The sequence below is a fragment of the Nocardia sp. NPDC019395 genome, from assembly GCF_040632335.1.
Classification (GTDB): Bacteria; Actinomycetota; Actinomycetes; order Mycobacteriales; family Mycobacteriaceae; genus Nocardia.
The window spans coordinates 622,693-648,718 of sequence record NZ_JBEYBT010000001.1 but is presented as its reverse complement, the minus strand read 5'-3'; the positions used below and the strand labels follow the sequence as shown (position 1 = coordinate 648,718).

Here is a 26,026-nt window from a genome sequence, read left to right as displayed (position 1 = left end):
AGTGCAGCGGCCTTCAATTGGTCCAGCAGATATTACGCATCCGAAATGGGATTACAGGAGCGTTCGCAGGGTGGGGCGTTCGGTCCCCGAGGCCTCCAGCGCGGCCAGCGTCTCGGCGGACGGCGGCGTGGCCAGTTGGGCCACCAGCGTATCCAGCAGCTGGCCGATATGAACCGCGAACGGCGCGACAACCGAACCCATCCGGCGCATCCGGTGACGATCCGCGCAGACATGCAGGCAGATCGCCGAAGCCTGATGAATCCGGATATCCCGCAAGGGCTGCGGAACATGATCGATCAGAGCCCCGATACGTGCGTAGTAGGCACGTTCGGATTCGCGGTGGGTGGTGGGCAGTTTGTCCAGCGGGTGCATCTCGCGCACGAGCTGTTCGAGGAACGACAGGTAATAGCAGTCGTCGTCCTCGGCCAGTTCCATCAACGGCAGCTGATGGGCCTCGACGACGCGCCGCAGATCACCCGGCGGCACCCGGGCTTCCAGCAGCCGCCGGCGGCGCGTCAGATCCTCGACTCGATTCAGCAGGATCGCATCGATCAAGCCCTGCTTCGACCCGAAGTGGTACTGCACCGCCGATTTGTTACCCATACCGGCTTCGTCCCCGATCCGGCGCAACGGCACTCCGTCGAGGCCGTGGATCGCATAGAGCCGTTCCGCGGTGAGCACGAGTTGCTGTTTGGCGGAGAGGCCAACGGGGAGTTCCGACTCGGTCATGGGTTCATCAAACCACCCCTGGACTTTCTAAGTCGTGGGCCTTAATGTCATGTCACTCACATTAATTTTAAGTAGATAGGTAGGGCACTATGGGGAGCTACCGATCCGTGATGACCGTCGATCCACCCGAAGCAGGCACCCCTTTCGAGCGGGCGGCCCGCGATTTCGTCATCGATCAGGTGTGGTCACGACCCGGGTTGTCGCGCCGCGAACGGCGCTGGGTCACCCTGACCTGTGTCGGCGCGGCGGACGCGCCGCAACCGATCGAGGACCAGGTCTTCGCCGCCCTCAACAGCGACGATCTGACCATCGACGAGATGCTGGAATTCGTCCTGCATTTCGCGGTCTACAACGGCTGGCCCAAGGCGTCGCATCTGGAAGGCGTGATCCGCAGGCAGTGGGCCCGAGTGCAGAGCGAGCGGGGGCTCGATGCCGCGATCCGGCCGCCGGACAACGCGACCCTCGGCCCGACCGACTGGGCCGAACGTATCGCGGAAGGCACCCGGGAATTCATCGACGTCAACCTGATCGAGGCCCCCACGCCGGAGACCCCCTACATCCACGCCGGGATCCTGAACTTCGTTTTCGGCCATGTCTGGCAGCGGCCCGGCCTGAGCCGGCGTGACCGCCGGTTCATCACCGTCGCCTCTGTCGCCGTCTGCGATGCCGCGGTGCCGCTGGCTTCCCATGTCGGCTCCGCACTGGAATCCGGCGATATCACCAAGGCCGAGATGGACGAAGTCGTCCTGCAGCTCGCGGCCTACTCCGGTTTCGCCAAAGGCGAGGCCCTGCACGCCACGGCCGAAACCGCCTGGGCCCGGCTGGGTCACTGAGAAAAGGAACAGCAGCATGTCAGGACTGAACGGACGCGTCGCGTTCATCACCGGCGCCGGCCGCGGCCAAGGCCGGGCCCACGCCCTACGCCTCGCCCGCGAAGGCGCCGATATCATCGGCATCGATATCTGCGAGAACGTCGCCTCGATGACCTACCCCAACGCGAGCGAAGCCGACCTCGCCGAAACCGAGAAAATGGTCCGGGACCTGGGCCGCACCATGATCACCCGAAAGGCCGACGTCCGCGATTACCAGGCCGTCTGCGCGGCATTCGAGGACGCGCACCGGCACTTCGGCCGTCTCGACATCATCGTCGCCAATGCCGGAATCATCCGGATGGGCCCGGAATCCGACGATTTCCTGGCCGACTGGAACGACGTCATCGACACCAACCTCACCGGCGTCTACCACACGATCCGCGCCGCGCTACCGGCCCTGCGCGAGGGCGGTCGCGGCGGATCCATCGTCATCACCAGCTCCACCGCCGGACTCAAGGCCTCCCCCTCACTCAACGCCAGCGGCAACGCCTACGCCGCCGCCAAACGCGGTGTGGTCGCACTGATGCAGGGACTCGCCGGATACCTCGCACCCGAATGGATCCGCGTGAACACCATCCACCCCACCGGCGTCGCCAGCGGTATGACCCTCAACGACGCCATGCGCGAACTGATGGAACAAGCCGCCGCCGGCGGCCAGAACTCGATCTCCGGTATGCAGAACGCACTCCCGCTGCAGATGCTCGAAGCCGAGGACGTCGCGAACGCCGTCGCCTACCTCGTCTCCGACGAAGCGAAATTCATCACCGGCGTCCAATGGCCCCTGGACGCGGGATTCATGATCCGCTGACCACACGGCCGGGCACGCACACCGACAGATCAGAGACAGCCATGACTTCCAGCCCCACAACACCCGAGCCACCGGAGACCCTGCCCACCGGCTTGCTCATCGCGGGCGAATGGGCCCGCAGTGCTGCCGGCGGCACCCACCAACACATCTACCCCGCGAACGGCAGACCCAACGCAACCATCGACATGGCCGGCGCCACCGATATCGACCGCGCGGTCCGGTCTGCCGCCGATGCGCAACGCGAATGGATCTCCTACACCCCCGAGCGACGACGCGACCTCATGATCGCCCTCGCCGACGCGGTGCGCGCCGACACCGAACTCCTGGGCCGGCTGAATGTGCACGACTTCGCGGTCCCGATCACGATGAGCCCCGGTCACGCCGCGCTCGCCGAGAAATTCATCCGCTACTACGCCGGCTACATCGACAAAGCCAACGGCTCGAGCACACCGGTCTCCGATAAATTCGATATCAACCTGATCGAACGCGAGCCCTACGGCGTGGTCGGCGTCATCGCACCATGGAACGGGCCACTGGTCGTGATCGGCCTCGAGGTCGCGGCCGCACTCGCCGCCGGGAACGCCGTCGTACTCAAACCCTCGGAATACGCGCCGTTCACACCGCTACGGTTCGGACAGCTCTGCCTCGACGCCGGCATGCCACCCGGACTGGTGAACGTGGTGCCCTCGGGCCCCGAAGGCGGCGAAGCACTCGTCCGTCACCCCGGCGTCGGCAAGATCCACTTCACCGGCGGCGGGCACACCGCACGCACAATTCTGGCCGCCGCCGCACACAACCTCACCCCGGTCGCCACCGAACTGGGTGGCAAATCGGCAAACCTGGTCTTCGCCGACGCCGACCTCGACCGAGCCGCGCAACTGGCCGCATTCCAGGGACCACTCGGCCAATCCGGGCAGAGCTGCGCCTGCGGCAGCCGAATTCTGGTGCAGAACGCAATCTATGACACGTTCATGGAAAAGTTCCTGGCAGTGGTCACCTCCGCCCCGGTCGGCGACCCCTTCGACCCCCAGATCCTCGTCGGTCCCGTGATCAGCCAGGCCGCCACCGACCGGATACTGCAAACCATCGACGACGCTCGCACCGGGAAAATGGGTGCACTGGTCACCGGCGGCCACCGCCTCGGCGGCGACCTCGCTGCCGGCTACTACCTCGAACCCACCGTCTTCGCCGACGTCGACAACCGGTCACCACTGGCCCGGAACGAAACCTTCGGCCCCGTCGTCTCCGTCATGCGATTCGACGACGAAGACCACGCCATCGATCTCGCCAACGACACCACCTACGGACTCAACGCCTACATCCAGACCCGCGACCTCGCCCGCGCCCACGGAGTCGCCCGCCGTCTCGCCGCCGGATCGGTCTGGATCAACCGCAACAGCGATCTCTCACCCCAGAGCCCATACGGTGGATACAAACACAGCGGCTCCGGCCGGGCCGGCGGACTCGAAGGACTACACGAATTCCAGCAGGTCAAGAACATCCGCGTAGCCATGCCGTAAAGCCCGGCCGCTCATCGAACGGCTATCGGGTTGACGGGTGAGCCGACCGCGCCGGTGATCTTGATCGGGGCGGCGGTGAGGAAGAAATCGTAGTTGCCGTCGTCCACGCAAGCCTGCGCGAGCGCGTCTAGGTCCCACATCTCGCCCAGGAAGAGACCGATATTCGGGATCGCGACCTGGTGCAGGGGCTGGAAGGCCACGTCGAATTCGTTCGGCCGCACTTCGAAACCCCACGTGTCCGTGGCAATCGCCGCGATCTCGGTGCCGTGTAACCAATCGGCGGTGGTGAAGGACAGGCCCGGCGCGGGGCCGCCGGCGTACTCACCCCAGCCCTCGCGGCGCGCGCGGGTCAACTGGCCGGTGCGCACAACGACGATATCCCCGCGACGCACCTCCGAGGTCGGTCCCTGCGCCGCGATGGTCAGTTCGAGATGTGCCTGTGTGATCGCGAAACCGTCCGGGAGTTCACCGTTCTCCCCGATCGCCCGGCCCACATCCAGCAGGACGCCGCGCCCGCAGACGATATCGGCGGCGGTTTCGATTCCGGTCACCTGGTCGCCGAGGCTGGTCACCACCTCGCCGGCCGGGCGGCCGTTCCAGGCCCGCCCGTGATCGAAGATATGGCCGAGCCCGTCCCACTGAGTGGAGCACTGCAGGGGCATGGCGATCACATCGTCGGCACCGCCCAGCCCATGCGGGAAGCCCTGGATTCCGGCCACGGCGTCGGTGCCGGTATCCAGCATGGTGTGCACGGGGTTGGTGCGCCGGCGCCAGCCTTTCTGCGGACCGTCCATATCGAAGGATTGGGACAGCGAGAAGGAGCGGCCGGTGCGGATCGCGGCTGCCGCGGCGCGACGGGTCGCGTCGTCGAGGAAATTCATGGTGCCCAGGACGTCGTCCGGCCCCCAGCGGCCCCAGTTGGAGACCCGGGCGGCCGCGGCGGCGATGGCGCCCTCGGGGTCGGTGCGGTCAAGTTCTTCGGGGGTCATGACAACGCGCCTCCGTCGAGTTCGGTGAAGGTGTCGCGCACCCAATCGGCGATATAGGTGGTGACGTGCGGCAGGTGGTCGAGGCCGATATGTTCGGTCGCGCCTTCTTCCGGGGTGAAGAGGCGCAGTTCCCGCTTGGGGCTGTTGACAGCCTGGTCGTAGGACCGGTGCGCGTATTCGAGCGGGATCTGCCGGTCCTTCTCGCCGTGCGCGACGAGGAACGGCACGGTGATCTTCTCGACCACTCCGTCGAGGTGGATATCCTCGGCGAATTCGATGAAGGTCGCGATATCGGGCTGCCCCCACACCCACAGCACGTGATCCCAGTAGTGCGGGACCGGGTTCTCGCCCTCGCGGTCGAGCCGCCGTTTCTGCACCGCGCCCCAGTTGTGGTTGGCGCCCCAGGCCACGCACAGAGCGAGACGCTTCTCGAACGCGGCGGCGCGCGGGACGTAGTAGCCGCCGAGCGACCAGCCGGCCAGCCCGATCCGGTCGTTACGGATATCGGGGCGGGCCTCGAGCCAGTCGACACAGGCGGCCGCCCACACCTCGGTATCGATCCGGGCGGTGAGCCCCTGCAACCGCAACGCCTCACCGCTGCCGGGGCAGTCGACCATCAGCGTGGAGATACCGCGGGCGGCCAGTTCGGTATGGATCCCGGCACCGACCATCATCTCCTTGGTGGAGTCCAAGCCGTTCCACATGATGATCACCGGGGTCGGGGAGCCGTCGGCCGAGGCGTTGTGGAAGTACGCCGGAAGCGTGGTGTCCTCGTAGGGAATCGCGACCTTGGTGGTCGCGGGGTCGATCAGCGCGCACGATTTCAGCAGCAGATCCACACTGCGCTGGTATTCGGCATTACGACTCGGGTCCTTGGCACTCTGCATCCGCTCCGCCTGCGCGACATACACCGACGCGCGGAAATACGCCTGCCCGGCGGTGCGTGTGTGCCCGGACTTCTCCGCCTCCACGGCCTGCTGTTCGAGCCGGTCGGCCACGGCCCGCCAGGCGGCCATGAATTCGGCGGTGCCCACATCGGCGCCCTGGGCGGCGAGTTCGCGAATAGGGCGGCAGGCGCGGTCGACCTCGTCGATCAGTCCGCCACTGTTGAGTGTCGCGACGACGCCGAGGTTCCAGATGTAGTTGCCAGGAAAGTATTCGAACATGATTTCCTCTGCTCAGTGGGTGGGGTGTGGGGGCTGGTAGAGCGGGCGCAGGGCATCGGAGACGGGTTTCGCGCCCGCGTGGGAGGCGGCACCGCCGTCGACGGGGATTTCGGCGCCGGTCACATACGAGGCCCCGTCGCCGAGCAGGAACACGACAACGGAGGCGATCTCCTCCGGGCTGCCCGCCCGGCCCAGTGGCGCGGCCGCGATCGAGGCCTCGCGGAATTCCGCGGGCGCCGAAGCGGTCATCGGGGTCTCGATGAAACCGGGATGCACGGTGTTGACCCGGATTCCGCGTTCACCGAGTTCCATCGCGGCAGTGCGGGTAAGCCCGCGGACCGCCCATTTACTTGTCGTGTAGGCCAGCGGATAGTGCGCTTGGTAGCCGGCCAGTGAACCGATCAGGACGATCGAGCCGCCCGCAGGCATCAACGGCGACAGCGCCTGGATCGCCTGTAACGGACCGCCGACGTTCACCGCGTGCGTATCGGCGAGGGCGTCCGGGGTGACGTCCCCGAGCCGTGCGCGCCAGGTGACGCCCGCACAGTTGACCAGGCCGTGGACCGGTTCACCGGCCAGATCGGCGACCAGCGCCGACCAGTCCCGCGGGTCGCGCACGTCGAGCTGGCGGATTCCGTCCCCGGCGACCCGGTCGACCGCGATCGCGCGACCACCGGCAGCGCTGACCGCGGCCGTTACCGCGGCACCGATTCCGGACCCGGCCCCGGTGACGACCACACTGCGTCCGGTGAGCGTGCTCATACCGGACCTCTCCGGAAGGCCGCATAGTCGCGGCGCCGCACGGGGCGCAGCGGTGGTGCGGGATCGGCGATTCCGATCCGGCCGCTCAGCACGCCGATGCCTTCGACGGTGAGCGTCACGATATCGCCCGGTTGCAGCGGCGGCGGATCCTGTTCGCCGCGACGGCCCCAGAGTTCACCGAGGCAGCCGCCGTTGCCGACGGTGCCCGAGCCGATCACATCCCCGGGTACGACCCCGCTGTCGCGGGAGGCGTAGGCGATCATCGATTCGAACGTCCAGCCCGCGTTGCTCAGCACATCGCGGCCGATTTCGTCCCCGTTCACCGTGACCGAGCACGCGAGGTCGAGGAACCCGTCCGCGTCGCGGTACGGGTCGAGTTCGTCGGCAGTGACGATCCACGGCCCCAGGCTCGTCGCGAAATCCTTGCCTTTGGCAGGTCCCAGCGACACCTGCATCTCCCGGCTCTGCAGATCCCGCGCCGACCAGTCGTTCATGATCGTGTACCCGAAGATCGCCTGACCCGCCTGCTCCTCGGTGAGCGACCGGCCGGCCCGGCCCACCACCACGGCGACCTCGAGTTCGAAATCGCGCACCGCGCAGGTCGCCGGGAACAGCGCCTCGTCGTCCGGTCCGAGGACGGCGTGCGGGTTGGTGAAGTAGAACGTCGGCGCGTCGTACCAGGCCTCCGGCACCCCGGACCTGCCGTCCACGCTGCGGCGCACGCCTTCGACATGTTCCTCGAATGCCACACTGTCGCGGATGGATGCCGGGCGCAAAGGTGCCAGCAGCCGCACCTCGCCCAGCACTCGCCCGGCCTCCGGGGTGCGGGCGTCTCGTGCCAGCCGATGCGCGTCGGGCAGGCCGGCATCGATCACGTCGCGCATACTCAGGCCCTCGGGAAACGGGTACACCGTGTCACCGTCTACGACTCCGACCCGGGTTTCCGCAAGGTCGGGCGCGGTGAAGGTCGCGAGCCGCATCAGACCGGAGGCGCGACGAAGCAGCCGCGGTCGGGGTCGTTGAACGATTTCTTCGCCACGAATTCCTCCATCGGGTTCGCGGTACCCCACTGGTCGCTCACCGTCGGGTCGGAGAAGTCGTACAGGTGCGGATGCCAGGTGTCCTCGTCGAGTTCCTCCAGTTCGGTGGTGTATTCGACGGTGTTGCCGTGCGGGTCGAGGAAGTAGCTGAAGGTGTTGTTACCGGCCATATGCCGGCCCGGCCCCCACACCTTCTCGACTCCACCGCGCAGCAGCCGGCCGGTGCCGCGCATGTATTCGTCGATACCGCGCATCTCGAACGAGGCGTGATGCAGCGAAACGTGCGGACATCGTGCGATAGCGATGCTGTGATGGAACCGGTTCGTGCGCAGGAACCACATCATCTCCCCCATATGCGGGTGGAAGAGGGTATCGGACAGCGCGAAGGACAAGTGCTTCTGGTAGAAGGCAACGGTCGCTTCGGGATTCGGTGAATTGATCACGACATGTGACAGCTTGACCGGCACCGACTCCCCCTCCTCGACTTTGCGGTGCTGCCGCACGGCCACATCCGCCGATACCTCGAGCGTGCGGCCGTCGTTGTCGAAGAACCTGAACCCGTAACCACCACCGGGGGTTTGGAGTTCACCGGGTCGGCTCACCAGCTTCACCCCGTCGGCTGCCAACCGTTCCGCCATGGTGTCCACATCGGCCGGGGTCGCGGCGCCGAACGAGATGAGGTCCAGTCGCTTCTCCTCCGCCTTGCGCAAGCGCACCGAATACTGTTCCGGCGAGCCGGCCGCGGCGAGGAAGGCGAGGCCGTTCTCGGTCGTCTGCGGTTGCAGCCCCCACATATTCGTGTAGAACTCGAACTGCTTGTCGTAGTCGGGGACGGCCAGATCGACATGCCGTAAATGGGTGATCAATCGTTCGTTCATGCTCTTGTCCTTCATTTCGAGTGCCCGCGTTGCCGGAGAAAGCGCTGCTCACGCGGGCTCGGCGACCATGTGCGAGATACGGGTCATCAGGCCGGCGACATCGCCCTGTTCACCGTCGAGCAGCCATTGCCCGAGCCGCACCGAGGATTCGACGACGTCCTTCGCCCGGGGTAGCCGACGATCGGTGAACTCGCACCACAGGTCCTCGGAAACTGTGTGGTGCGCGATCAGCAGTTCGGCCAGCACGGCGGCGTCCTCCAGCGCTTGGGCGCACCCCTGTGCAAGGGTCGGCGGGCAGCTGTGGGCGGCATCGCCGATCAGTACCACCCGGCCGCGGTTCCACGGCCCGTCGATCACATGGCTTTCGAATTTCGCGTAGTTGATGCGGTCCGGATCGGTCATCGAGGCCCGCACCTCGTCCCACGGACCGTGATAGGCGGCCGCCAGCTCCAGCATCGCGGACAGACCTTGTTCCGGTGTCGGCCGGGCATCGTCGCGGGCATCTTCCACCAGATAGGCGTAGAGGGTGTCCGGGCCGGTCGGGCAGTATCCGGCGATATACGCCGGGCCACCGTAATACAGATCGGTGCGGGTGATCGACGCGGGCCGGGGCGCGAACAGCCGCCAGATACCCATCCCGGTCGGCCGCGGCTCGAGATCGATACCGAGTGTGCGCCGCGTCCACGAGTGGATCCCGTCCGCACCGACGACGAGGTCGTAGCGGCCGGTGGATCCATCCGAGAAATCGATGTCCACGCTCTGCTCGCCGGCCACCAGACCGGTGGGTGCGATACCGAAGCGGACCTTCGCGCCCGCCGCCACGGCCCGGTCGACGAGGATCCGGGCCAGGTCGGGGCGGAACATTCCCATATTGGCCGGCAGGTCCGGGCCGCCGGAGCGCAATTCGTCGAGCTCGACCAGCAGGGTGCCCGCGGCGTCCGGTGCGCGCAGACCCAAGGTGTCGTAGGCGTAGCCCTTCGCACGCACCTCGTCCCAGACCCCCAATCGCCGCAGAACACGTAAGGCATTGCCCTGCAAGGTGATACCCGATCCCAAGGCGGCGATATCGGGCTTGGCCTCGACGAGATCGACCGTTACCCCGGTCTCGGCGAGCAGGATCGCGGCGGCGGCACCGGCGGAACCGGCGCCGATCACCAACACATTCCGGACAGCAGACACAACAGACTCCAGTGGCTCTCGTAACCTCGCCGGACCCTCCGCGACGAGGTGGTAGCGACCACTCTGCGACCCAGATCACCATTACGGAAGAGCGTATTGCTTATGCTCACCATTCACACGGTTTATGGTTCGAGGTATGACCGCCGGATCGCTGCGAAATCTGGATCTGAACCTCTTGACGACGCTCGACGCACTGCTCACCGAACGCAATGTCACCCGGGCTGCCGAGACCCTGGGCCTGAGCCAGCCCGCGGTATCGGCCGCGCTGCGCCGGCTGCGCCGCCATTTCCACGACGAACTCCTGCATCGCAGCGGCAACCGCTACGAACTCACCCCCTTGGCAGAGCAACTCCGCGAGCCGGCCACCGCGGCGATCGCCGGGATCCAGCGCGTTTTCGATGCGGTCCCCGTCTTCGACCCCGCCACCTCCAGCCGCGAATTCACCGTGCTGGTCTCCGACTATGCGGCCACGGTCTTCTGCGACCAGCTCGCGACCGTCCTCGCCGAACGGGCGCCGGGCGTGCGATTACGCCTGGACCAGCAGACCGGCGCCCATATCGACCAGGCCCCCGAATCGCTGCGCACCGCCGACGGCACCTTCCTGCCGCACGGCTTCCTCACCGATATGCCGTCCCTCGATATGTTCACCGACAGCTGGGTACTCATCGTGTCGGCGGACAACGACGAGGTCGGGGACACGGTCACGCTCGAACAGCTCGCCGAATTGCCCTGGGTGGTCACCTATCACGCGCCGACCGCCTTCACTCCCGCGGCCCGGCAGCTGCGAATGATCGGGATCGAACCCGACATACGGGTGGTGGTGCAGAGTTTCCTCGCGGTGCCGTTCATGGTCACCGGCACCCGCTGCGTCGCGCTCCTGCAACGCCGGCTGGCGGACCGGCTGGCCGCCGCCGCGAACGTCCGGATTCTCCCCTGCCCCTGGGAGGTCGTGCCGCTCGTGGAGGCGTTCTGGTGGCATCCCACCCATCGCGCCGACCCGGCCCACCAGTGGTTGCGTTCGGTACTGGCCGAGGTGAGCGCGCAGGTGTCGCGCTGACCTCGGGCAGCGTCAGAGCAACGCGGCGCCCCACCTCCCGTGATGTGTGGGTGGTGGGGCGCCGCTGTTGGATCCGGCGCCGGACCGATCTGCTGCCGGGCCTCACCGGGGCCGGTGGTCCGGCTACCGCGTTATGAGCGCCCTCATGCGCCGCAGTCAGCCCAGATATTCCTCATCGGTGACGTGCTCGAGCCAGGTGGTAGTGGTGGCCGGGTCGTCGGCGGTGTCGAGCATGGCCAGATGTTCCATGAAGGAATCCGCCGAGGCTCCGTGCCAATGCTCCTCCCCCGGTGGACAGTAGAGAGTCTGGCCCGGATACGCCTCCACCTTGGCGCCACCGCGCGACTGCACCCATGCCACGCCTTGTGTGATGTGCAGTGTCTGCCCCAGCGCATGGGAATGCCAGGCCGTGCGGGCGCCGGGCGCGAAACGAACCTTCGCCACCACCATCCGCTGGCCCGCTTCCCGCGGCGACGCGATCGGGTCGAGCCATACGTCACCGGTGAACTGCTCGGGTGGATTCTTGGTTGTCGGAACGCGGGGAACGACATCCACTGTGTACTCCTCTATCGCAGCAACCGGACGGGGTCAGGGTTCGGGAATCTCGATGCCGAAGTTCTCGCGGGTGATCTGTTCCGGTTCGGGACCGCCGCGCACGCCGGTGTCCAGCGCGTCGATGGCGGCCAACTGGTCGGCGCTGAGTTCGAAGTCGAACACCGCGAAGTTCTCCGCGATCCGCGACGGAGTCACCGATTTCGGGATCACCTGACGACCCTGCTGAATATGCCAGCGCAGCATCACCTGAGCCGGTGACTTACCGTGTGCGGCCGCGATCTCCCCGATCACCGGATCCTCCAGAGTGGAACCGTGGGAGCCGTCGCGGTAGAAGGTGATACCACCGATCGGCGACCACGCCTGGTTCACGATGCCGTGCTCGCTGTCGACCGCGAGCAGCTCGGACTGGCGGAAATACGGGTGCACCTCGATCTGGTTGACCGCCGGAACCACCGAGGTGGCGTCCAAGAGCCGAGCCAGGTGATCGGGCATGAAATTGGAGACACCGATGGCACGAACCTTGCCATCGGCCAGCAGCGTCTCGAGCGCCTTGTAGGCCTGGACGGTGAGGTCGAATTCGTCCGGTAGCGCCTGGTGCAGGATCAACAGGTCGAGCTGTTCCACCCCCAGCTTCCCGGCACTCTTTGTGAACGCGTGCAGCGTGGAGTCGTAGCCGTAGTCGGTGATCCAGATCTTCGTCTCCACGAACACCTCGTCACGCGACAGCTCCGAACGCCGGATCGCTTCCCCGACCTCGCGTTCGTTACCGTAGGCGGCGGCGGTATCGATATGCCGGTAGCCGGTCGACAACGCGGAACCGACCGCCGCGATCGTCTCGTCCGGCGGCGTCTGATACACACCGAACCCGAGAACCGGGATCGTCACTCCATTGTTCAGCTCCATCGAGGGGATACTCATACCGGCCAGGCTAGGTGCGCCGGCACTGTTCGAGGTATCACTCACCAGCGGGCCTCCTTTCTCGTTTTCGAGTCGATACGGTCACATTTCGGTCGCCGCCGGGGCGGTATTCACTTCCGCCTTCGCGGCAGGTACGCGTGGATCGCGCATACCCGATCGAGCCCAGATCACCCACCGCCTGGAAAGCCGCTGATTCCGGGTACTTGCGATGCGTTGTGTCAGAGCCCGACCATCGCCATACCGGCGTCGTTGTAGCGGTTTCCCGCGACGCGAACGCGTGTCGTCAGGGTGTCCGGCTCGGCGATATCGTCGGCGGACAGTGTCACTGCTGTCGATCCGGCGTTCTCGTCGATTCGTTCGCGCCGGCGGGTACCGGGAATCGGCACAACCCAGGGCTGCTGCGCAAGCAACCAGGCGAGCGCGACCTGCCCCGGCGTCGAGTTACGCTCGGCGGCCAGTAGCCGTACTTGCTCGATCAGAGCCTCGTTGGCCCGGCGGTTCTCTTCGGCGAAACGCGGGATCGTCCGGCGGATATCGCCCTCGCCGAAGGTGCTCCGCTGATCGACGGTCCCGGTCAGAAACCCCTTCCCGAGCGGGCTGAACGGTACGAAACCGATCCCGAGTTCCGCGCAGACCGGCAGGACCTCGGGCTCGGGGTCACGGGTCCACAGTGAATACTCGCTCTGCACGGCCGTCACGGGATGTACTCGATGCGCGCGGCGAATCGTTTCCGCACCGGCCTCGGAGAGGCCGAAATGCTTCACTTTGCCCGCCGCGACCAGCTCACCGACCGCGCCCGCGACCTCCTCGATCGGCACATTCGGATCGACACGGTGCTGATAGAACAGGTCGAGAGTTTCCACGCCCAAACGCCGTAGGGAAGCATCTGCCACCCGCTTGATCTGCTCCGGGCGCGAATCGGTGCCCTGCATCTTGCCGTCGCGGATATTCCAGCCGAACTTCGTGGCGACGACCACGTCGTCCCTGATCGGCGCGATCGCTTCACCGACGAGCTCCTCGTTCACATAAGGTCCGTAGACCTCGGCGGTGTCGATGAAGGTCACGCCCTTCTCGACCGCGTATCGAAGCACACCGATCATGTCGTCGCGGTCTCCGGGGTTGGGACCATAGCTCTGCGACATCCCCATGGCACCCAGCCCGATGGCCGATACTTCGAGGCCCTGGCCCAGCTTTCTCGTATGCATACGCTCACCTCTCAGGTCACCGTCCGGACGTTTCGAGTCCAGTCAACTCCGCTGCGGTCGATGACGGGAGTCTCTGGTGTGCCGGGTACCAGCAGTACCTCCCTCCGGATACAACAATCCGGCAACCAGCCGAAACGAGGGAAGTTGTCAACTCCCACGTATGTCAGATGAGTTCCAGCATCGGAACTTCGTGAACCGCATCGTAGATTCTGTTTCGAATGGCATTTGCCTGCACCGAGGTGAGCGTTCGGTCGACCGGGCGTAGCACGGTTCGCAAAAGCAGCGAATTCGCCTCGGTGATCTGCTTTTTCGCGATCAACTCGGCGAGCTGACCGCGAAAGGACAGAGCGGACCTGCGGTCAGCTCCGGTCGTTGCCGTCCCTCGGGCCGGTCTCGTGTTCGGTCGAAGCCGGCCGGCCGAGTGTCTCGGCAGTGGTGCCCCCGCCGCGACGGCGGGTGGTGAAGAAGAGCGCGGCTTCGCGGATCGCGTTCTCGATGGGCCTCGGCTGCCAGCCGAGGTCCCGCTCGGCCTTCCGATGATCGAGCGGGGTCATGATGTGCATCAGACGCATCGTCTCCCGGGTGATCCGACTGTCCCGGCCGCGGATGCGCGCGACCAACTCGCCCAGGATTCCGGCTACCGGCAGCACCGCGCGCGGTATCCCGTACTTCGGCGGAGCCGCCCCGGTGACCGACGCGGCGATCTCGAGCAGTTCGTGAGTACTCCGGAAACCCGCGGAAACGATATAGCGCTCCCCGACTCTTCCGCGCTCCCCCGCCAGCACCAAAGCCTCGGCCGCGTCGCGAATTCCGACGACCTCCGCGCCCACATCCCGGAAGTAGTACGGGATCTTCCCGCGCGCGGCCATGGCGATGAAGGCACCGTGCGGTGTGGGCAGATAGTCCCCCGCGCCGTAGGTGTTCGCGACACACATGGCGACGGCGGGCAACCCGCGCTCGCGTGCGTATCGCAGCACGAGTTCCTCTGCCCGGACCCGCGACTGCACATAGGCGCCACCGGCACGCGTCCAGTTGTGCGGCCCGGCCGCTTCGTCGAGCACGCCGTCACCGATGGGCAGCGTGGTCACGGAACTGGTGAATACGAAGCGCCGCAGGCCGGCCTCGAGCGCCACCTCCAGTACCGTGTTCAGACTCGTGACATTGGTGTGGAACAGTGGCGCCGGGTCGCGTAACCAGGGCCGGGCGTCGACGACGCAGTAGTACACGGTGTCGCAGCCCCGCATGGCGGACCGCAACGACTCCGCGTCCTCGATATTTCCGGTGACGACCTCCACGTCCAGGTCCTCCAGGGCGCGCAGCGAGCTGGTCTCACGGACCATTACGCGGACATGCTCACCCTTTTCGACCAGCCGGCGGGTCACATGCGAACCGAGGAAACCACTCGCGCCGATCACCAGCTTGCGGGCTACCGGATCCCGGTCATCGCCACCCGTTGTCACTGGATCTCCGATCGAATCCCGCCCAACGTCCCCCACGGGCAATGCCCCCGCCACACTACGAATCCGGTCACCGTCGACCACCTCAGTTCGCTTTCCCACGCTCGGCGGGCCAGCGCCGATCGGAGCCCCGCCGGGAACAGTACGAAAATACTGGACACCTGTCGATGCTACTGTCCATCAGGGGTGGCACACGGACTGTATCCGGCGACCCTCGGCAATCGCCGACCGCCGAGGGCATCTCGGCAAGTGGGAAAATCCCAGGAGAAATTCCGCCGCGCACGCAATGATCGATCGCATGACCGACTCCGACGCAGACAACCGGCCCTTCTCCCGTACCGTCTCGGAGTCTCGATGAGCACCCACGACAAAACCGAACGCCCGGACCTCACCGGCTGGCGACGGCGGCAGCAGCTGCGCCGATCCAGTGCCGCCCAGCCGATCCCCTCCGGTAAGACCTACCGGCGCAAGCCGAAACATACTCGGGCGCACGAGGTCCGAAACTCCTACCGCTGAGCGCGATATCGCAGCACCGGCGAAAACACTGTGGTTCCCCCGGTTGGGTAGACAACCGATGCGCCCGGCCACGACCCGGTGACTTCGTATCGAATCGCCGCGCCCACGTCCCGCGATTCGAGTTGCCGATCCGGTCCCCGTCGGCTGTGATCGGTGCCCGTGAGCGGAAACAGCTTCGTTTCGAAACCTGCCGGTTCCGGCGCGCTGGGCCGGCGGGCGCTACTGCGGGCCGGCGCCGTCGCCGCGACAGCGGGCGTACTACCGGCCGGCACGGCCCGCGCGGCGGTGCCGGTGTTCGGCCACGGCGTCGCCTCGGGTGACCCGCTGCCCGACGGTGTCATCATCTGGACCCGGGTGACCGTGAGCCCAGCGGCAGTGCCCGGATCGGGATACGGGGAACCCGCGAACGTGCGCTGGGAGGTGGCCGAGGACGACGGTTTCGCCACGATCGTGGCGGCCGGCACCGTGACCGCGGTCGCGGACAGCGATCACACAGTGAAGGTGGACGTGCGCGGACTCGCGCCCGCCCGCGAATACCACTACCGATTCGCGTCCTCGGGCGAGGTATCCGCGGCCGGCCGGACCCGAACCGCACCGGAACTCTCGGCCGCGCCCGCACGATTGCGCTTCGGTGTCGTCTCGTGTTCGAACTGGGAGGCCGGCTGGTTCGCCGCGTACCGGCATCTGGCGGCCCGCGACGATCTCGACGCCGTCATCCATCTCGGCGACTATCTCTACGAGGGCGCTGCGGGATCCGGCAAGAGCCGGGCCGGTTCGGTGCGATGGCACGAGCCGGCACATGAGATCGTCTCGCTCGCCGATTACCGTATCCGCCACGCGCAGTACAAGACCGATCCCGATCTGCTGGCTCTGCATGCCCGGGTTCCGTTCATCTGTACCTGGGACGACCACGAATCGGCCAACAACTCCTGGTCCGGCGGCGCGGAGAACCATGATCCGGCCACCGAAGGCGCCTGGTCCGACAGACAGGCCGCCTCCGTGCGCGCCTATCTGGAGTGGATGCCGGTCCGCGCCGAGGGGACAGCCGCCGCCCCGCGGATCTATCGGCGGTTGCGGTTCGGCACGCTCGCCGAGCTGTCCATGCTGGATCTGCGGAGTTACCGGGACGCGCAGCCGGGCCCGGTCTCCCGCGGCGCCGACGATCCCGGCCGCACCATCACCGGCGCCCCACAGATGGAATGGCTCACCGCAGGTCTGGTGTCGGGTTCGGCGCGCTGGCAGCTGGTCGGGAATTCCGTGATGATCTCCCCGCTGGCGTTCCCGCCGCTGAATCCGGCCACGACGGCCGCGGTCACGGAGGTGCTCGGAATACCGCGCGAGGGCGTATCGCCCAACGTCGACCAGTGGGACGGCTACACCGCCGACCGGCACCGGCTGCTCACCACCCTGGCCGGCCGGAATCTGGCGAATACCGTCTACCTGACCGGCGATATCCACAGTTCGTGGGCGGCGGATGTCCCCGTCGAGGCGGCCGCCTATCCGGGTGGCCGCACCGTCGGGGCGGAGTTCGTGGTGCCGTCGGTGACCTCCGCCGGTATCGGAGACCTGCTGCCGGGCCCACCGCGGACGTCGTCGGTGGCGCTCGAGAAATCGGTCGAGGCGCTGAACCCGCATATCCGCTACGCCGAGCTCGATTCACACGGCTACGGCGTGGTCGATATCGCGCCCGGCAGCGTGGCGATGCGGTGGTATTACGTGGTGGACGTCACCGACCCGAGGACCGATATCCGGCCCGGACCGGCCTGGGTGATGCCGCACGGAGGCCGTCTCCACACCGCGACTTGATAGGCAAGTAATTACTTGCCTATAGTGGTGTGCGTGCAGCCCGACCCAGGCCCGGTCTTCAAAGCACTCGCCGATCCGACCCGCCGGGCAATACTCGACGAACTGGCCGACCGCGACGGACAGACCCTGTTCGAACTGTGCGGGCGGCTCACCATGAGGCGCGGCCTGTCGTCCACCCGGCAGGCGATCTCCCAGCATCTCGACCTGCTCACCGCCGCGGGGCTGGTCCGCACACATCGCGACGGGCGGCACAAATTCCATCATCTCGAGCGCGAACCACTGCGAAATCTCACCGACCGCTGGCTGGAGGAATAATGCTGCGAATCAATGTCACGAGCGTGTACGTCGACGATCAGCGCAAGGCGCTGCGCTTCTACACCGAGATCCTCGGATTCCAGAAGAAAACAGACGTCCCGGTCGGCGACGCGTCCTGGCTCACCGTTGTCTCGCCACTGGATCCCGACGGCGTCGAGCTCCTGCTCGAACCGGTCGGGCACCCCGCGGCCGAGGTCTACAAAAAGGCCCTCGTCGAAGACGGGATACCGTTCACCTCGTTCGCCGTCACCGATCTGCACGCCGAATACGAGCGGCTGCGCGGGCTCGGGGTGACCTTCACCCAGGAACCGGTCGATTACGGCACGGCGATCACCGCGGTATTCGACGACACCTGCGGCAACCTCATCCAGATCGCCCAGGAAACTCCGGGGCAGGCCGGATAGCACCGCGCCGCCGCGGCCGAGATCTTCGCACCAGGGTTCGGATCAGCGCTCACCAAACCATTACGGTGCGGGGCCCGCCTTGCTCTAATGCGGCTATGCGCCAACCCCGTTCCCTGTACCGGCGATTCCGCGACCGTTCGGTCGCCGTGTTCGCCGCCGTCGCCACTGCCTGCACGGTCCTGACGGGGTGCGCGGCAGGAAGCGGAACGGACAAGCCTGCCGCCGATACACCGCTACCCACCGAGGTCCCTCCCGGCACCACCCTGGTGATCGCCGATCAGCAGGAACGGTTCCAGACCGCACTGCGGGCCTCGGGTGAACTCGAAAAGCTCCCCTTCACAGTGGAGTTCGCCAATTTCATCGGCGGGCCGGAGATCCTGGAGTCGTTCCGGGCCGGCGCCGCCGATGTGGCGCCGGTCGGCGATGTCCCGCCGATTCACGCCTTGGCCGCCGGGGAGGACGTCCCCATCGTCGCCGCTTATCAAACCGACCCCCTGGGCATCAAACTCGCTGTCGCCCCGAATGTTCCAGTGCGAACCCTGGCCGATCTGAAAGGTAGGAAGATCGCCTACGCGGACGGAACGGCCCAGCAGGCCGCCGTCCTGCGCGCGCTGGACAAGGCCGGCCTGTCCACCTCCGATGTGGAACTCGTCCGGCTGCAGCTGGCCGACTTCAACGACGCCGTACGCACCGGGCAGGTCGATATCGCACCGTTGAACGAGCCCCGGCTCACCCGTTTTCTGCGTACCCCGGGCGCCACCGTCATCCCGGATTCGGAAACGCGCGATATCTACTCCGGGCTCGGCTATCTCTACGCCCGCCGCTCCGCGGTCCAGGAGCCGGACAAGGCCGCCGCGCTCCGGGCACTGGTCGCCGCGTTCGTCCGCGCGTTCCATTGGACCAACACCCACCGCGACGAATGGGCCCGTATCTACTACGTGGAGAACCAGAAACTCAGCCCGGACGATGCCGGCCGCATCGTGGACTCGCTCGGGGAGTTCACCTTCCCGCGCCTGGACCAGCAGCTCGTCGCCCGGCAACAGAAAACCATCGATGTCATCGACGCCGCCGGTGAACTACCGCGCGAGGCCCGGGCCGCCGACGGATTCGATCTGCGTTTCGACGAGGTGATCGCGCAGACCGTCACCGCGGCGGGCGCACGATTCGAACGGGAGAAGCAATAATGGCGACCATCGACCTGCCCGCGACTGCGCGGACGGATACCCCTCCCCTGCCGGACGCGCCCAAAGCCCGCCGCGCGAGCGCCCGCGTCCGGCTGGGCCCCGGCCGGCCCATACCGTTCGGGATCGCCATCGGACCGGTCCTGCTGCTGGGCGCCTGGATCGTGGGTTCGGTCTCCGGCGCACTCGACCCTGAAACCCTACCCGCACCGTGGGATGTCGCGCGCACCGCGGCCGACCTGGCAGCCGAGGGCACCCTGCAGTCCAATCTGCTCACCTCGCTGCGGCGGGCAGTTTCCGGGCTGGCGCTGGGGGTTTCGATCGGAGTGATACTCGCACTGGTCGCCGGGCTGAGCCGGGTCGGTGAGGCCCTCGTGGACGGACCGGTGCAGATCAAACGCTCCATTCCCACCCTCGCCCTGATCCCGCTGTTCATCGTGTGGTTCGGGATCGGTGAGGAGATGAAGCTCATCGTCATCACCGCCAGCGTGCTGGTGCCGATCTACATCAACACACACGCCCATCTGCGCGGGGTCGACGCACGGTATGTCGAGCTCGCGCAGACCGTGGGCCTGTCGCGGTGGGGTTTCGTCCGCAAGGTGGCGCTGCCCGGTTCACTGCCGGGCTTTTTCACCGGTCTGCGGCTGGCGGTGACCATTTCGTGGCTGGCCCTGGTCGTAGTGGAGCAGGTCAACGCCACCAGCGGGATCGGCTATCTGATGACGCAGGCCCGCACCTACGGCCAGATCGATGTGATCGTGGTCGGGCTCGTGATCTACGGCCTGCTCGGTCTGTTCGGCGATCTCGCCGTCCGGGCACTGGAGAGGAGGGCACTGGCGTGGCGACAGACACTCGCGGACTGAACGTCGTGGAGGTGCGTGCGCTGCGCCGCGGATTCGGCGAGCGAATCGTGCTGCGGGGTGTGGATCTGGATATCGCGCGCGGCGAATTCGTGGCACTGCTCGGGCGCAGCGGTTCCGGTAAGAGCACCCTGCTGCGGGCACTCGGCGAGCTGGACCAGGGCGTCGCCGGCGACGGTGACCTGACCGTCCCGCACGAGCGCGCGGTGGTTTTCCAGGACTCCCGGTTACTGCCGTGGCTCGAGGTGCTCGACAATGTCACGCTCGGGCTCAACGGTGCCGGCGCGGCGGATCGCGGCCGCGAGGCACTGGCGGAAGTGGGTCTGGCCGGTCGCGAGAAGGCCTGGCCGCGCGAGTTGTCCGGCGGTGAACAGCAGCGGGTGGCACTCGCCCGATCACTGGTCCGGGAACCGTCGCTACTGCTGGCCGACGAGCCGTTCGGTGCCCTCGACGCGCTCACCCGGATCCGGATGCACCGCCTGCTGGAGGATCTGTGCGCCCGGCACCGGCCCGCCGTGCTGCTGGTCACCCATGACGTCGACGAGGCCGTGCTGCTCGCCGACCGAGTGCTGGTTCTCGACGACGGCCGGATCGCCGTCGATCTGGTGGTCGAACAGCCCCGGCCGCGCCGGCACGGCGACCCCGCCCTCATCCGGTACCGCGAACAACTCCTGGCCGCGCTCGGCGTCACCGGCGACTCGGCCCAGTACGAGAAAGATGTGTCATGACCGAATCCCGCCGGCTGAGCCTCAACGCGTTCATCTATCCGGCCGGCCACCACGAGGCCGCCTGGCGGCATCCCGAAAGCCGGCCGGACCGCATCTACGATGTCACCTACTACCAGGAGATCGCGCGGACCGCGGAGGCCGCGACCTTCGACGCGGTGTTCTTCGCCGACGGTCCGGCGCTGCGCACGAATGTCGCTTACAACGCCGCACCCGGCCTGGAACCGATAACGCTGCTCACCGCGATCGCCGCGGCGACAACGCATCTCGGGCTGATCGCGACCGCGTCCACCACCTATTACGAGCCGTACAATCTGGCCCGGCTGTTCTCCTCACTGGACCATATCTCCGGCGGCCGGGCCGGCTGGAATATCGTCACCACCGGAACTGACTTGGCGGCCGCCAATTTCGGTCTCGACCGGCATCCCGATCACGCCGAACGCTACGGCCGGGCCCGCGAATTCGTCGAGGCGGTCACCGCGCTGTGGGACAGCTGGGAAGACGACGCGATTCTGCTGGACCGGGCTGCCGGCCGGTACGCGGATCCGGCGAAAATCCATCCGATCGATTTCGCGGGCGAGCACCTGCGCGTGCGCGGACCGTTCAACGCCGCCCGCACCCCGCAGGGTTACCCCGTACTGGTCCAAGCGGGCGCCTCCAATGACGGCCGTGCGTTCGCCGGCCGCTACGCCGAGGCGATATTCACGGCCCATCAACGCCTCTCCGACGCCCAGGCCTTCTACACCGATATCAAACGCCGGGCGCAGGAGTTCGGCCGCGCCCCGGAGCATGTGCGGGTCCTGCCCGGGATCAGCCCGTTCATCGGTGGTACCGAGGCCGAGGCCAGAGAATTGGAGCGGGAATTCAACGAACTCACCGTCCCCGAATACGGTATCGGGCAGCTGGAATCGATCACCGGCGAATCGCTGCGCGCGCTCCGGCTCGACGAGCCGGTTCCGGCCGAATTGTTTGCCGGCGCCGGCGATGTCACCGATAATGCGGCGAGCCGGCGGCAGGTCGTGGCGGGGATCGTCGAGCGCGAAAACCCGACGCTGCGGGGTCTGCTGCACCGTCTGGCGGGCGCGCGGGGACATCGGGTTTTCGCGGGAACACCGGAACAGGTGGCCGACACCATCGAGGAATGGTTCCGCACCGGGGCGGCCGACGGTTTCAACGTGATGCCGCCCTACTACCCCGGCGGCCTGGAAGTCTTCACCGAGACGGTGGTACCGATCCTGCGCCGGCGCGGCCTGTTCCGCACCGAGTACACCGGCACCACATTACGCGACCACCTCGGCCTGCCCACCCCGGCAAGCCGCTTCGCGCCACAGCCCGTCGCGGGGTAGCGCGGCATATCGCGGAGCGGTCGAGCCACGTGTACGGATCCATAGGGTCTGCCGTCGACGCCGTGTCGGCTGCTGTGGGCAACCGTCCCGCTCAGCTCGAGGCAGCCGGGTTCGACAGCATCCGCGTCACCGCGGCTACTGCCCGGGTATCCGCGGTGGCCGGCCGATGCGCTGCCAGCCTTTCCGCTACTGCCCGTCGGATGTCCTGTCCGATCGCGTGCCCCGGCGCGGTCAGCGCGACCCGGCTGACCCGGCGATCCGCCGGGTCGTGTTCCCGGGTCAAGTACCCGCGCAGATACGGTTCCTGTTCGATTCCGCGGGGGAACGATTCGGGGCACCGGATATCGTGGTGAACAATGCCGGCGCAGCGCGTTTCGCGCCCATCGCGATCGCTACCGACGACGATTTCGAGCGGATGGTGGCGGTCAATGCGAAGGCGGCCTTCGTCACCCTCCGGGAAGCCGCCAACCGCGTCCGCGACGGCGGCCGGATCGCCGAACCCGCCGATATCGCGGATATCGTCGCCTTTCTCTCCTCGGATGATGCCCGCTGGGTCACCGGTGCGTCGTTGCCCGCAGGCGGGGGTCTGTTCTGAACTACGCGGCGCAGGCGCGCCGCAAACCCCATTCCCGGGTCAAGAAGCGATGTGAGGCGTCCTCGTGGCGGTGCGTAACACTCGTCATGACCAGTTCGGCGGCTCCGGTCAGCTGCTGGAGCGCTTCGAGCCGCGTGGCCACGGCATCCGGTGCACCGAACGTGCACCAACTGCCGGTGCGCCACGGGCCGGGCAGTCCTGGATCACCGGCCAGGCGCAAGGGGTCACCGGCCAGAAGCACTGTTTCGAGCTTTGGGACGAGATCGATGTCGTTGCGGTCGCAGCCGCGCGCATGACCCGCTACGCAATCGAGGATCGCGGTCCGGTCCATCGAGTATCGGACGTCTCGCCGCAGCACTTCCAGAGCCTTTGTGATCGGTGATATTTCTCCTCGGATTCGACGTCCACACGCATCAGCGGCAGGGCCACGTGAGGCGATAAGAGCTAGCCTCGGGGCCGGGCACCCCTGCCGAAGGTGATATCGGCGTGCTCCGGATCCCAGCGGTTGCGGAACACCACATCGGTGAGCGGCCGCCGCCGCACCGGTCCGTGACTGCCTCGCGGCCAGCCGATGACGATATGCCCGGCCAGAAACCATTCGTCGGGAATGCCGACCGACTCGCGCAGAACCTGACCGCCGTCATAGGACGCCCAGCTCGTCAGACAGGCACCCAGCCCCTGCGCGCGCGCCGCGAGATAGAAGTTCTGCAGCGCCGGATAGATCGAGCCGCCCTGCAGGAACTCCGAGGAGAAATCGTTTTTGAACGCCGTGAACAGCACCGAGGTGTATTCACCGGCCCGATCGTGTAGCTCGTAGGTGGCCCGGTTGTTGCGTGCGGGGCGGCTCTGGTCATCGTCGGAGGGCCTGCTCATCCCGTAGATCGATTCGATGGACCGCAAGGCGATCTGGGCGGCCTGCGCCACGGCGGCCCGCTGCTCGGGCGCATCGAGCACGATGAAACGCCACAGTTGCGCGTTGGCCCCGTTCGGAGCCCACGTCGCGGCTTGCAGGCAACGCTCGAGCGTGGCGTCGTCGACCGGCTCGTCGGTGAACCGGCGAATCGACCGTGCGGTGGACAGCACTTCCCAGACATCGTCACTCGCATGGGGCATTCCATTGGTCTACTCGACGGGTGCTGCGATGTCGATAGCCCACCGGCAGCCCTCGTCCGAAGCCGCAAACCCACCACCACATAAATCACACCGCATGTAATGGGCCGTTATTCAGCGGTATATTTATGGCGCCCAAGGGAATCGGGAGAGGACGCCCATGAACACTGCCGGACCTGCGGAGTTGTTCTGCCGCGCCACATCGCAACTGGCCACCGAGGTCCGCGCGGTGCAGAGCACCTACGGGAAACATCTCAGGGCAGCCGTTGCCGGGGTACGCGCACAGATCCGGGATATGCCCGAGGTCGACCGAGCCGGCGCGCTCCGGATCACACCGCCCTCCCCCGAGAACGTGGTGTGGCTGCCCGGCCGAGTCTGGCCGGGGGAAGCCGAACGTGCCGCGCTGCCGGCTCGCGGGGAACGCCCGCCACGCGTGTGGTTCCGGTCCGATGCCGTCGACTACGACATCCTGCCCGACGCCGACGGCCTGCCCTGTGGCCTGTCCTTCACCGCAATGGAGCCCGACCTGGCCCGGCGCACCCATTGGGCTCGCGCGACGGACCGACGTGGCGACCGCGAATACGAAAAGGCGACGGCTGATGCGATCCGCGGTCGCGTCGGGTACCAGTGGGTGGATCGTTCGGACACCGAACACGTTCCGGCGCCGTGGCACCATCCCGGCGAGGATGAGCAGATGTTCTCCGTCAGCCCGCACGGCACCCCGCAGTACCACGAGATCAATGTGAAGGTAGGGCACGATTCCGCGGGAAGCCCCGTCTACGAGACGGTCGCTGTCGACGGCTGGGCGTTCGGCACCTATCTGTCGACCAATCCCGATTTCTGGCGCATCGCCGAGCGGCGGGGCGGCGATCTGGTCGTCACCGGATGCGATATCGGCGGCACTCCGGCGCGATCCACCGCTCGAATCCTGTACAGCAACGGTTTCGAGCGGCCCGTCCACGGCGCCACCGGCGGCGTCTGGATGCAGGCGCACCATCCTGACGGACGCCTGCAGGCCATCGAAGTACCCGGGAAATTCGACCCGCAATGGGACCCCCACCCCACTCTTTCGTCCTTGGTCGTCATCGACGGCGAATTCGTCACCCTGCATCCGTCTGATTTCTCCACCCCGGCCGGATGATCATCAGCTGGGCCGGGGCGGCTCAGTTGACCGGACCGAGGTCCGCGACCACCGGCGATGTTCCGGGCGACGATAATCGGTGATGTGATGTCGGCACCGCCCCGGACGGGCGATCCCGGCCGACGTGATCAGCGGTGGCGGTAGTGGCCACTCGGACGGAGATGTGGTTTCTGTGTTCGTCGACAACGGCGCGGTGCGCCTGTATGTACTCGACAACGGCCGAGAATCGAGCGTGCGGTCGCCGGTGCTGGTGGTGCCCGGAATGGGCGAGCGCGCCGAAGAATACGCGTGGCTGCTCGACCGGCTCGGCGATCGACGGGTCCTCGTGGTGGATGTGCGCGGGCGGGGTCGCAGTGACGCACCGCGTAGTGGCTACACCTGGGAGGACCACATCGGCGATCTGCGCGCGGTGGTCGACGCCGCCGGGCTGGAACGACCTGTCCTCGTGGCGTTCTCCCGCGGTTCGTCCTACGCGCTCGGCTACGCGCTCCAGTTCCCCGACCACGTCGCCGGTCTCGTCGTCGGGGATTACCAGGCCCGGCATGCCGGGCTGCCCATGGAATTCCTCGGCAAGCAGCTCGAAATGACCATCCGCGGTGTCCCGGTCACCCAGCGCATGCCCGAGCACGCCGTCCGCGGGGTGATCGCCGAGAGCCGTGAGGTGCCGCTGTGGGATCGGCTGTCCGAGTTACGCTGTCCGGTACTCGTGGTGCGGGGCGGCCGGCGCGGCGCGATCGTGACCGAGGACGTTGCCGCACGGTGGCAGACGGCATTGCCCTCGGTCGAGACAGCGACCATCGCCGACGCCCGGCACGATCTGTGGAGCCGCGACCCCGACAGTTACCTCTCGGTCCTTCTACCGTTCCTGGAGCGGCAACGCCCCCGCTGACCC

At 66.9% G+C, this 26,026-nt stretch carries 28 protein-coding genes and 2 pseudogenes; 15 read left to right on the top strand and 15 right to left on the bottom strand.

Annotated features, from left to right (window positions below; all coding sequences use genetic code 11):
• Window positions 1-51: 51 nt before the first annotated feature.
• Window positions 52-729 (bottom strand): TetR/AcrR family transcriptional regulator, encoded by a 678-nt coding sequence (locus tag ABZ827_RS03015; RefSeq protein WP_357231988.1) that lies wholly within the window; start codon window positions 727-729, stop codon window positions 52-54.
• Between the two features lie 110 nt (window positions 730-839).
• Between ABZ827_RS03015 and ABZ827_RS03010 the strand changes: the two genes are divergently transcribed.
• The 3 genes from ABZ827_RS03010 to ABZ827_RS03000 are packed head-to-tail and all read left to right on the top strand — an operon-like array spanning window position 840 to window position 3,929.
• Window positions 840-1,562 (top strand): carboxymuconolactone decarboxylase family protein, encoded by a 723-nt coding sequence (locus ABZ827_RS03010; protein WP_357231985.1) that lies wholly within the window; start codon window positions 840-842, stop codon window positions 1,560-1,562.
• A 16-nt stretch (window positions 1,563-1,578) separates the two neighbouring features.
• Complete coding sequence (locus ABZ827_RS03005; protein WP_357231983.1) at window positions 1,579-2,409, top strand: mycofactocin-coupled SDR family oxidoreductase; 831 nt, start codon at window positions 1,579-1,581, stop codon at window positions 2,407-2,409.
• 41 nt (window positions 2,410-2,450) lie between these two features.
• A complete protein-coding gene (locus ABZ827_RS03000; protein ID WP_357231980.1) occupies window positions 2,451-3,929 on the top strand; it encodes an aldehyde dehydrogenase family protein in 1,479 nt (492 codons plus the stop codon).
• A gap of 11 nt (window positions 3,930-3,940) precedes the next feature.
• On the opposite strand, the gene ABZ827_RS02995 is transcribed toward ABZ827_RS03000, so the two are convergent.
• From ABZ827_RS02995 to ABZ827_RS02970, 6 genes are read right to left on the bottom strand one after another with little or no spacing between them, the layout of a single operon-like run.
• Window positions 3,941-4,918: a cyclase family protein gene (locus tag ABZ827_RS02995; RefSeq protein WP_357231977.1), complete on the bottom strand. Its 978-nt coding sequence runs from the start codon at window positions 4,916-4,918 to the stop codon at window positions 3,941-3,943.
• Entirely contained in the window at window positions 4,915-6,084 is a 1,170-nt protein-coding gene (locus tag ABZ827_RS02990) for an alpha/beta hydrolase (RefSeq protein WP_357231975.1), read from the bottom strand. The genes ABZ827_RS02995 and ABZ827_RS02990 overlap by 4 nt, the downstream gene beginning before the upstream one ends.
• Before the next feature lie 12 nt (window positions 6,085-6,096).
• A complete protein-coding gene (locus tag ABZ827_RS02985) occupies window positions 6,097-6,846 on the bottom strand; it encodes an SDR family oxidoreductase (RefSeq protein WP_357231972.1) in 750 nt (249 codons plus the stop codon).
• Window positions 6,843-7,826, bottom strand: a complete 984-nt coding sequence (locus ABZ827_RS02980; RefSeq protein WP_357231969.1) for a fumarylacetoacetate hydrolase family protein — start codon at window positions 7,824-7,826, stop codon at window positions 6,843-6,845. The genes ABZ827_RS02985 and ABZ827_RS02980 overlap by 4 nt, the downstream gene beginning before the upstream one ends.
• Window positions 7,826-8,764, bottom strand: coding sequence for a VOC family protein (locus ABZ827_RS02975; RefSeq protein ID WP_357231966.1), 939 nt, complete (start codon window positions 8,762-8,764; stop codon window positions 7,826-7,828). Before ABZ827_RS02975 ends, ABZ827_RS02980 begins: the two co-directional genes overlap by 1 nt.
• A 48-nt stretch (window positions 8,765-8,812) precedes the next feature.
• The gene (locus tag ABZ827_RS02970) at window positions 8,813-9,943 is read right to left on the bottom strand and encodes an FAD-dependent monooxygenase (protein ID WP_357231963.1); all 1,131 of its coding nucleotides are present in this window, start codon (window positions 9,941-9,943) and stop codon (window positions 8,813-8,815) included.
• Between the two features lie 136 nt (window positions 9,944-10,079).
• Here ABZ827_RS02970 and ABZ827_RS02965 point away from each other — a divergent pair, with 136 nt between their 5' ends.
• A complete protein-coding gene (locus ABZ827_RS02965; RefSeq protein ID WP_357231960.1) occupies window positions 10,080-11,000 on the top strand; it encodes a LysR family transcriptional regulator in 921 nt (306 codons plus the stop codon).
• A 156-nt stretch (window positions 11,001-11,156) separates the two neighbouring features.
• Here the strand turns inward: ABZ827_RS02965 and ABZ827_RS02960 are convergent, their stop codons facing one another.
• From ABZ827_RS02960 to ABZ827_RS02940, 5 genes are all read right to left on the bottom strand, one after another.
• Window positions 11,157-11,555 (bottom strand): cupin domain-containing protein, encoded by a 399-nt coding sequence (locus ABZ827_RS02960; RefSeq protein ID WP_357231957.1) that lies wholly within the window; start codon window positions 11,553-11,555, stop codon window positions 11,157-11,159.
• Between the two features lie 33 nt (window positions 11,556-11,588).
• A complete protein-coding gene (locus ABZ827_RS02955; RefSeq protein ID WP_357234426.1) occupies window positions 11,589-12,473 on the bottom strand; it encodes an aldo/keto reductase in 885 nt (294 codons plus the stop codon).
• Between the two features lie 218 nt (window positions 12,474-12,691).
• A complete protein-coding gene (locus ABZ827_RS02950) occupies window positions 12,692-13,678 on the bottom strand; it encodes an aldo/keto reductase (protein WP_357231954.1) in 987 nt (328 codons plus the stop codon).
• Window positions 13,679-13,841: 163 nt separating this feature from the next.
• Window positions 13,842-13,997, bottom strand: a complete 156-nt coding sequence (locus ABZ827_RS02945) for a hypothetical protein (protein ID WP_357231951.1) — start codon at window positions 13,995-13,997, stop codon at window positions 13,842-13,844.
• Window positions 13,998-14,037: 40 nt separating this feature from the next.
• On the bottom strand, window positions 14,038-15,138 hold the full coding sequence (locus tag ABZ827_RS02940) for an NAD-dependent epimerase/dehydratase family protein (RefSeq protein WP_357231948.1): 1,101 nt from the start codon (window positions 15,136-15,138) through the stop codon (window positions 14,038-14,040).
• Window positions 15,139-15,489: 351 nt separating this feature from the next.
• Here ABZ827_RS02940 and ABZ827_RS02935 point away from each other — a divergent pair, with 351 nt between their 5' ends.
• From ABZ827_RS02935 to ABZ827_RS02895, 9 genes are all read left to right on the top strand, one after another.
• Window positions 15,490-15,651, top strand: a complete 162-nt coding sequence (locus ABZ827_RS02935; protein WP_357231945.1) for a hypothetical protein — start codon at window positions 15,490-15,492, stop codon at window positions 15,649-15,651.
• A 159-nt stretch (window positions 15,652-15,810) separates the two neighbouring features.
• The gene (locus ABZ827_RS02930) at window positions 15,811-17,457 is read left to right on the top strand and encodes an alkaline phosphatase D family protein (RefSeq protein WP_357231942.1); all 1,647 of its coding nucleotides are present in this window, start codon (window positions 15,811-15,813) and stop codon (window positions 17,455-17,457) included.
• A 33-nt stretch (window positions 17,458-17,490) separates the two neighbouring features.
• On the top strand, window positions 17,491-17,772 hold the full coding sequence (locus ABZ827_RS02925; protein WP_357231939.1) for a metalloregulator ArsR/SmtB family transcription factor: 282 nt from the start codon (window positions 17,491-17,493) through the stop codon (window positions 17,770-17,772).
• Between the two features lie 2 nt (window positions 17,773-17,774).
• The gene (locus ABZ827_RS02920) at window positions 17,775-18,176 is read left to right on the top strand and encodes a VOC family protein (protein WP_357234423.1); all 402 of its coding nucleotides are present in this window, start codon (window positions 17,775-17,777) and stop codon (window positions 18,174-18,176) included.
• Window positions 18,177-18,271: 95 nt separating this feature from the next.
• The gene (locus tag ABZ827_RS02915) at window positions 18,272-19,360 is read left to right on the top strand and encodes an ABC transporter substrate-binding protein (protein ID WP_357231936.1); all 1,089 of its coding nucleotides are present in this window, start codon (window positions 18,272-18,274) and stop codon (window positions 19,358-19,360) included.
• On the top strand, window positions 19,357-20,220 hold the full coding sequence (locus ABZ827_RS02910; protein WP_357234421.1) for an ABC transporter permease: 864 nt from the start codon (window positions 19,357-19,359) through the stop codon (window positions 20,218-20,220). Before ABZ827_RS02915 ends, ABZ827_RS02910 begins: the two co-directional genes overlap by 4 nt.
• Entirely contained in the window at window positions 20,196-20,945 is a 750-nt protein-coding gene (locus ABZ827_RS02905; RefSeq protein WP_357231933.1) for an ABC transporter ATP-binding protein, read from the top strand. The genes ABZ827_RS02910 and ABZ827_RS02905 overlap by 25 nt, the downstream gene beginning before the upstream one ends.
• Window positions 20,942-22,288, top strand: coding sequence for an LLM class flavin-dependent oxidoreductase (locus ABZ827_RS02900; protein WP_357231930.1), 1,347 nt, complete (start codon window positions 20,942-20,944; stop codon window positions 22,286-22,288). The genes ABZ827_RS02905 and ABZ827_RS02900 overlap by 4 nt, the downstream gene beginning before the upstream one ends.
• Before the next feature lie 166 nt (window positions 22,289-22,454).
• Complete coding sequence (locus ABZ827_RS02895) at window positions 22,455-22,883, top strand: SDR family oxidoreductase (protein WP_357231927.1); 429 nt, start codon at window positions 22,455-22,457, stop codon at window positions 22,881-22,883.
• A gap of 1 nt (window position 22,884) precedes the next feature.
• Here ABZ827_RS02895 and ABZ827_RS02890 read toward each other — a convergent pair.
• The 3 genes and pseudogenes from ABZ827_RS02890 to ABZ827_RS02880 all read right to left on the bottom strand — a co-directional run.
• Window positions 22,885-23,040, bottom strand: a pseudogene (locus ABZ827_RS02890) (LLM class flavin-dependent oxidoreductase); the annotation flags it as partial.
• Window positions 23,041-23,139: 99 nt separating this feature from the next.
• Window positions 23,140-23,259, bottom strand: a pseudogene (locus ABZ827_RS02885) (nuclear transport factor 2 family protein); the annotation flags it as partial.
• Window positions 23,260-23,327: 68 nt separating this feature from the next.
• Complete coding sequence (locus tag ABZ827_RS02880; protein WP_357231924.1) at window positions 23,328-23,996, bottom strand: nitroreductase family protein; 669 nt, start codon at window positions 23,994-23,996, stop codon at window positions 23,328-23,330.
• A 157-nt stretch (window positions 23,997-24,153) separates the two neighbouring features.
• Between ABZ827_RS02880 and ABZ827_RS02875 the strand changes: the two genes are divergently transcribed.
• Window positions 24,154-25,134, top strand: coding sequence for a hypothetical protein (locus ABZ827_RS02875; RefSeq protein WP_357231921.1), 981 nt, complete (start codon window positions 24,154-24,156; stop codon window positions 25,132-25,134).
• Between the two features lie 163 nt (window positions 25,135-25,297).
• The gene (locus tag ABZ827_RS02870; protein ID WP_357231919.1) at window positions 25,298-26,023 is read left to right on the top strand and encodes an alpha/beta hydrolase; all 726 of its coding nucleotides are present in this window, start codon (window positions 25,298-25,300) and stop codon (window positions 26,021-26,023) included.
• The last annotated feature ends 3 nt before the right edge of the window (window positions 26,024-26,026 follow it).

Excerpts from the sequence above, each read along its gene's own strand:
- ABZ827_RS03005 (WP_357231983.1), top strand. The coding sequence starts at position 1,579 with ATGTCAGGACTGAACGGACGCGTCGCGTTCATCACCGGCGCCGGCCGC.
- ABZ827_RS02965 (WP_357231960.1), top strand. The coding sequence starts at position 10,080 with ATGACCGCCGGATCGCTGCGAAATCTGGATCTGAACCTCTTGACGACG.
- ABZ827_RS02880 (WP_357231924.1), bottom strand. The coding sequence starts at position 23,996 with ATGCCCCATGCGAGTGACGATGTCTGGGAAGTGCTGTCCACCGCACGG.
- ABZ827_RS02900 (WP_357231930.1), top strand. The coding sequence starts at position 20,942 with ATGACCGAATCCCGCCGGCTGAGCCTCAACGCGTTCATCTATCCGGCC.
- ABZ827_RS02875 (WP_357231921.1), top strand. The coding sequence starts at position 24,154 with ATGAACACTGCCGGACCTGCGGAGTTGTTCTGCCGCGCCACATCGCAA.
- ABZ827_RS02955 (WP_357234426.1), bottom strand. The coding sequence starts at position 12,473 with ATGAGTATCCCCTCGATGGAGCTGAACAATGGAGTGACGATCCCGGTT.
- ABZ827_RS03015 (WP_357231988.1), bottom strand. The coding sequence starts at position 729 with ATGACCGAGTCGGAACTCCCCGTTGGCCTCTCCGCCAAACAGCAACTC.
- ABZ827_RS03000 (WP_357231980.1), top strand. The coding sequence starts at position 2,451 with ATGACTTCCAGCCCCACAACACCCGAGCCACCGGAGACCCTGCCCACC.
- ABZ827_RS02950 (WP_357231954.1), bottom strand. The coding sequence starts at position 13,678 with ATGCATACGAGAAAGCTGGGCCAGGGCCTCGAAGTATCGGCCATCGGG.
- ABZ827_RS02935 (WP_357231945.1), top strand. The coding sequence starts at position 15,490 with ATGAGCACCCACGACAAAACCGAACGCCCGGACCTCACCGGCTGGCGA.
- ABZ827_RS02980 (WP_357231969.1), bottom strand. The coding sequence starts at position 7,826 with ATGCGGCTCGCGACCTTCACCGCGCCCGACCTTGCGGAAACCCGGGTC.
- ABZ827_RS02975 (WP_357231966.1), bottom strand. The coding sequence starts at position 8,764 with ATGAACGAACGATTGATCACCCATTTACGGCATGTCGATCTGGCCGTC.
- ABZ827_RS03010 (WP_357231985.1), top strand. The coding sequence starts at position 840 with ATGACCGTCGATCCACCCGAAGCAGGCACCCCTTTCGAGCGGGCGGCC.
- ABZ827_RS02895 (WP_357231927.1), top strand. The coding sequence starts at position 22,455 with ATGCGCTGCCAGCCTTTCCGCTACTGCCCGTCGGATGTCCTGTCCGAT.
- ABZ827_RS02915 (WP_357231936.1), top strand. The coding sequence starts at position 18,272 with ATGCGCCAACCCCGTTCCCTGTACCGGCGATTCCGCGACCGTTCGGTC.
- ABZ827_RS02995 (WP_357231977.1), bottom strand. The coding sequence starts at position 4,918 with ATGACCCCCGAAGAACTTGACCGCACCGACCCCGAGGGCGCCATCGCC.
- ABZ827_RS02990 (WP_357231975.1), bottom strand. The coding sequence starts at position 6,084 with ATGTTCGAATACTTTCCTGGCAACTACATCTGGAACCTCGGCGTCGTC.
- ABZ827_RS02985 (WP_357231972.1), bottom strand. The coding sequence starts at position 6,846 with ATGAGCACGCTCACCGGACGCAGTGTGGTCGTCACCGGGGCCGGGTCC.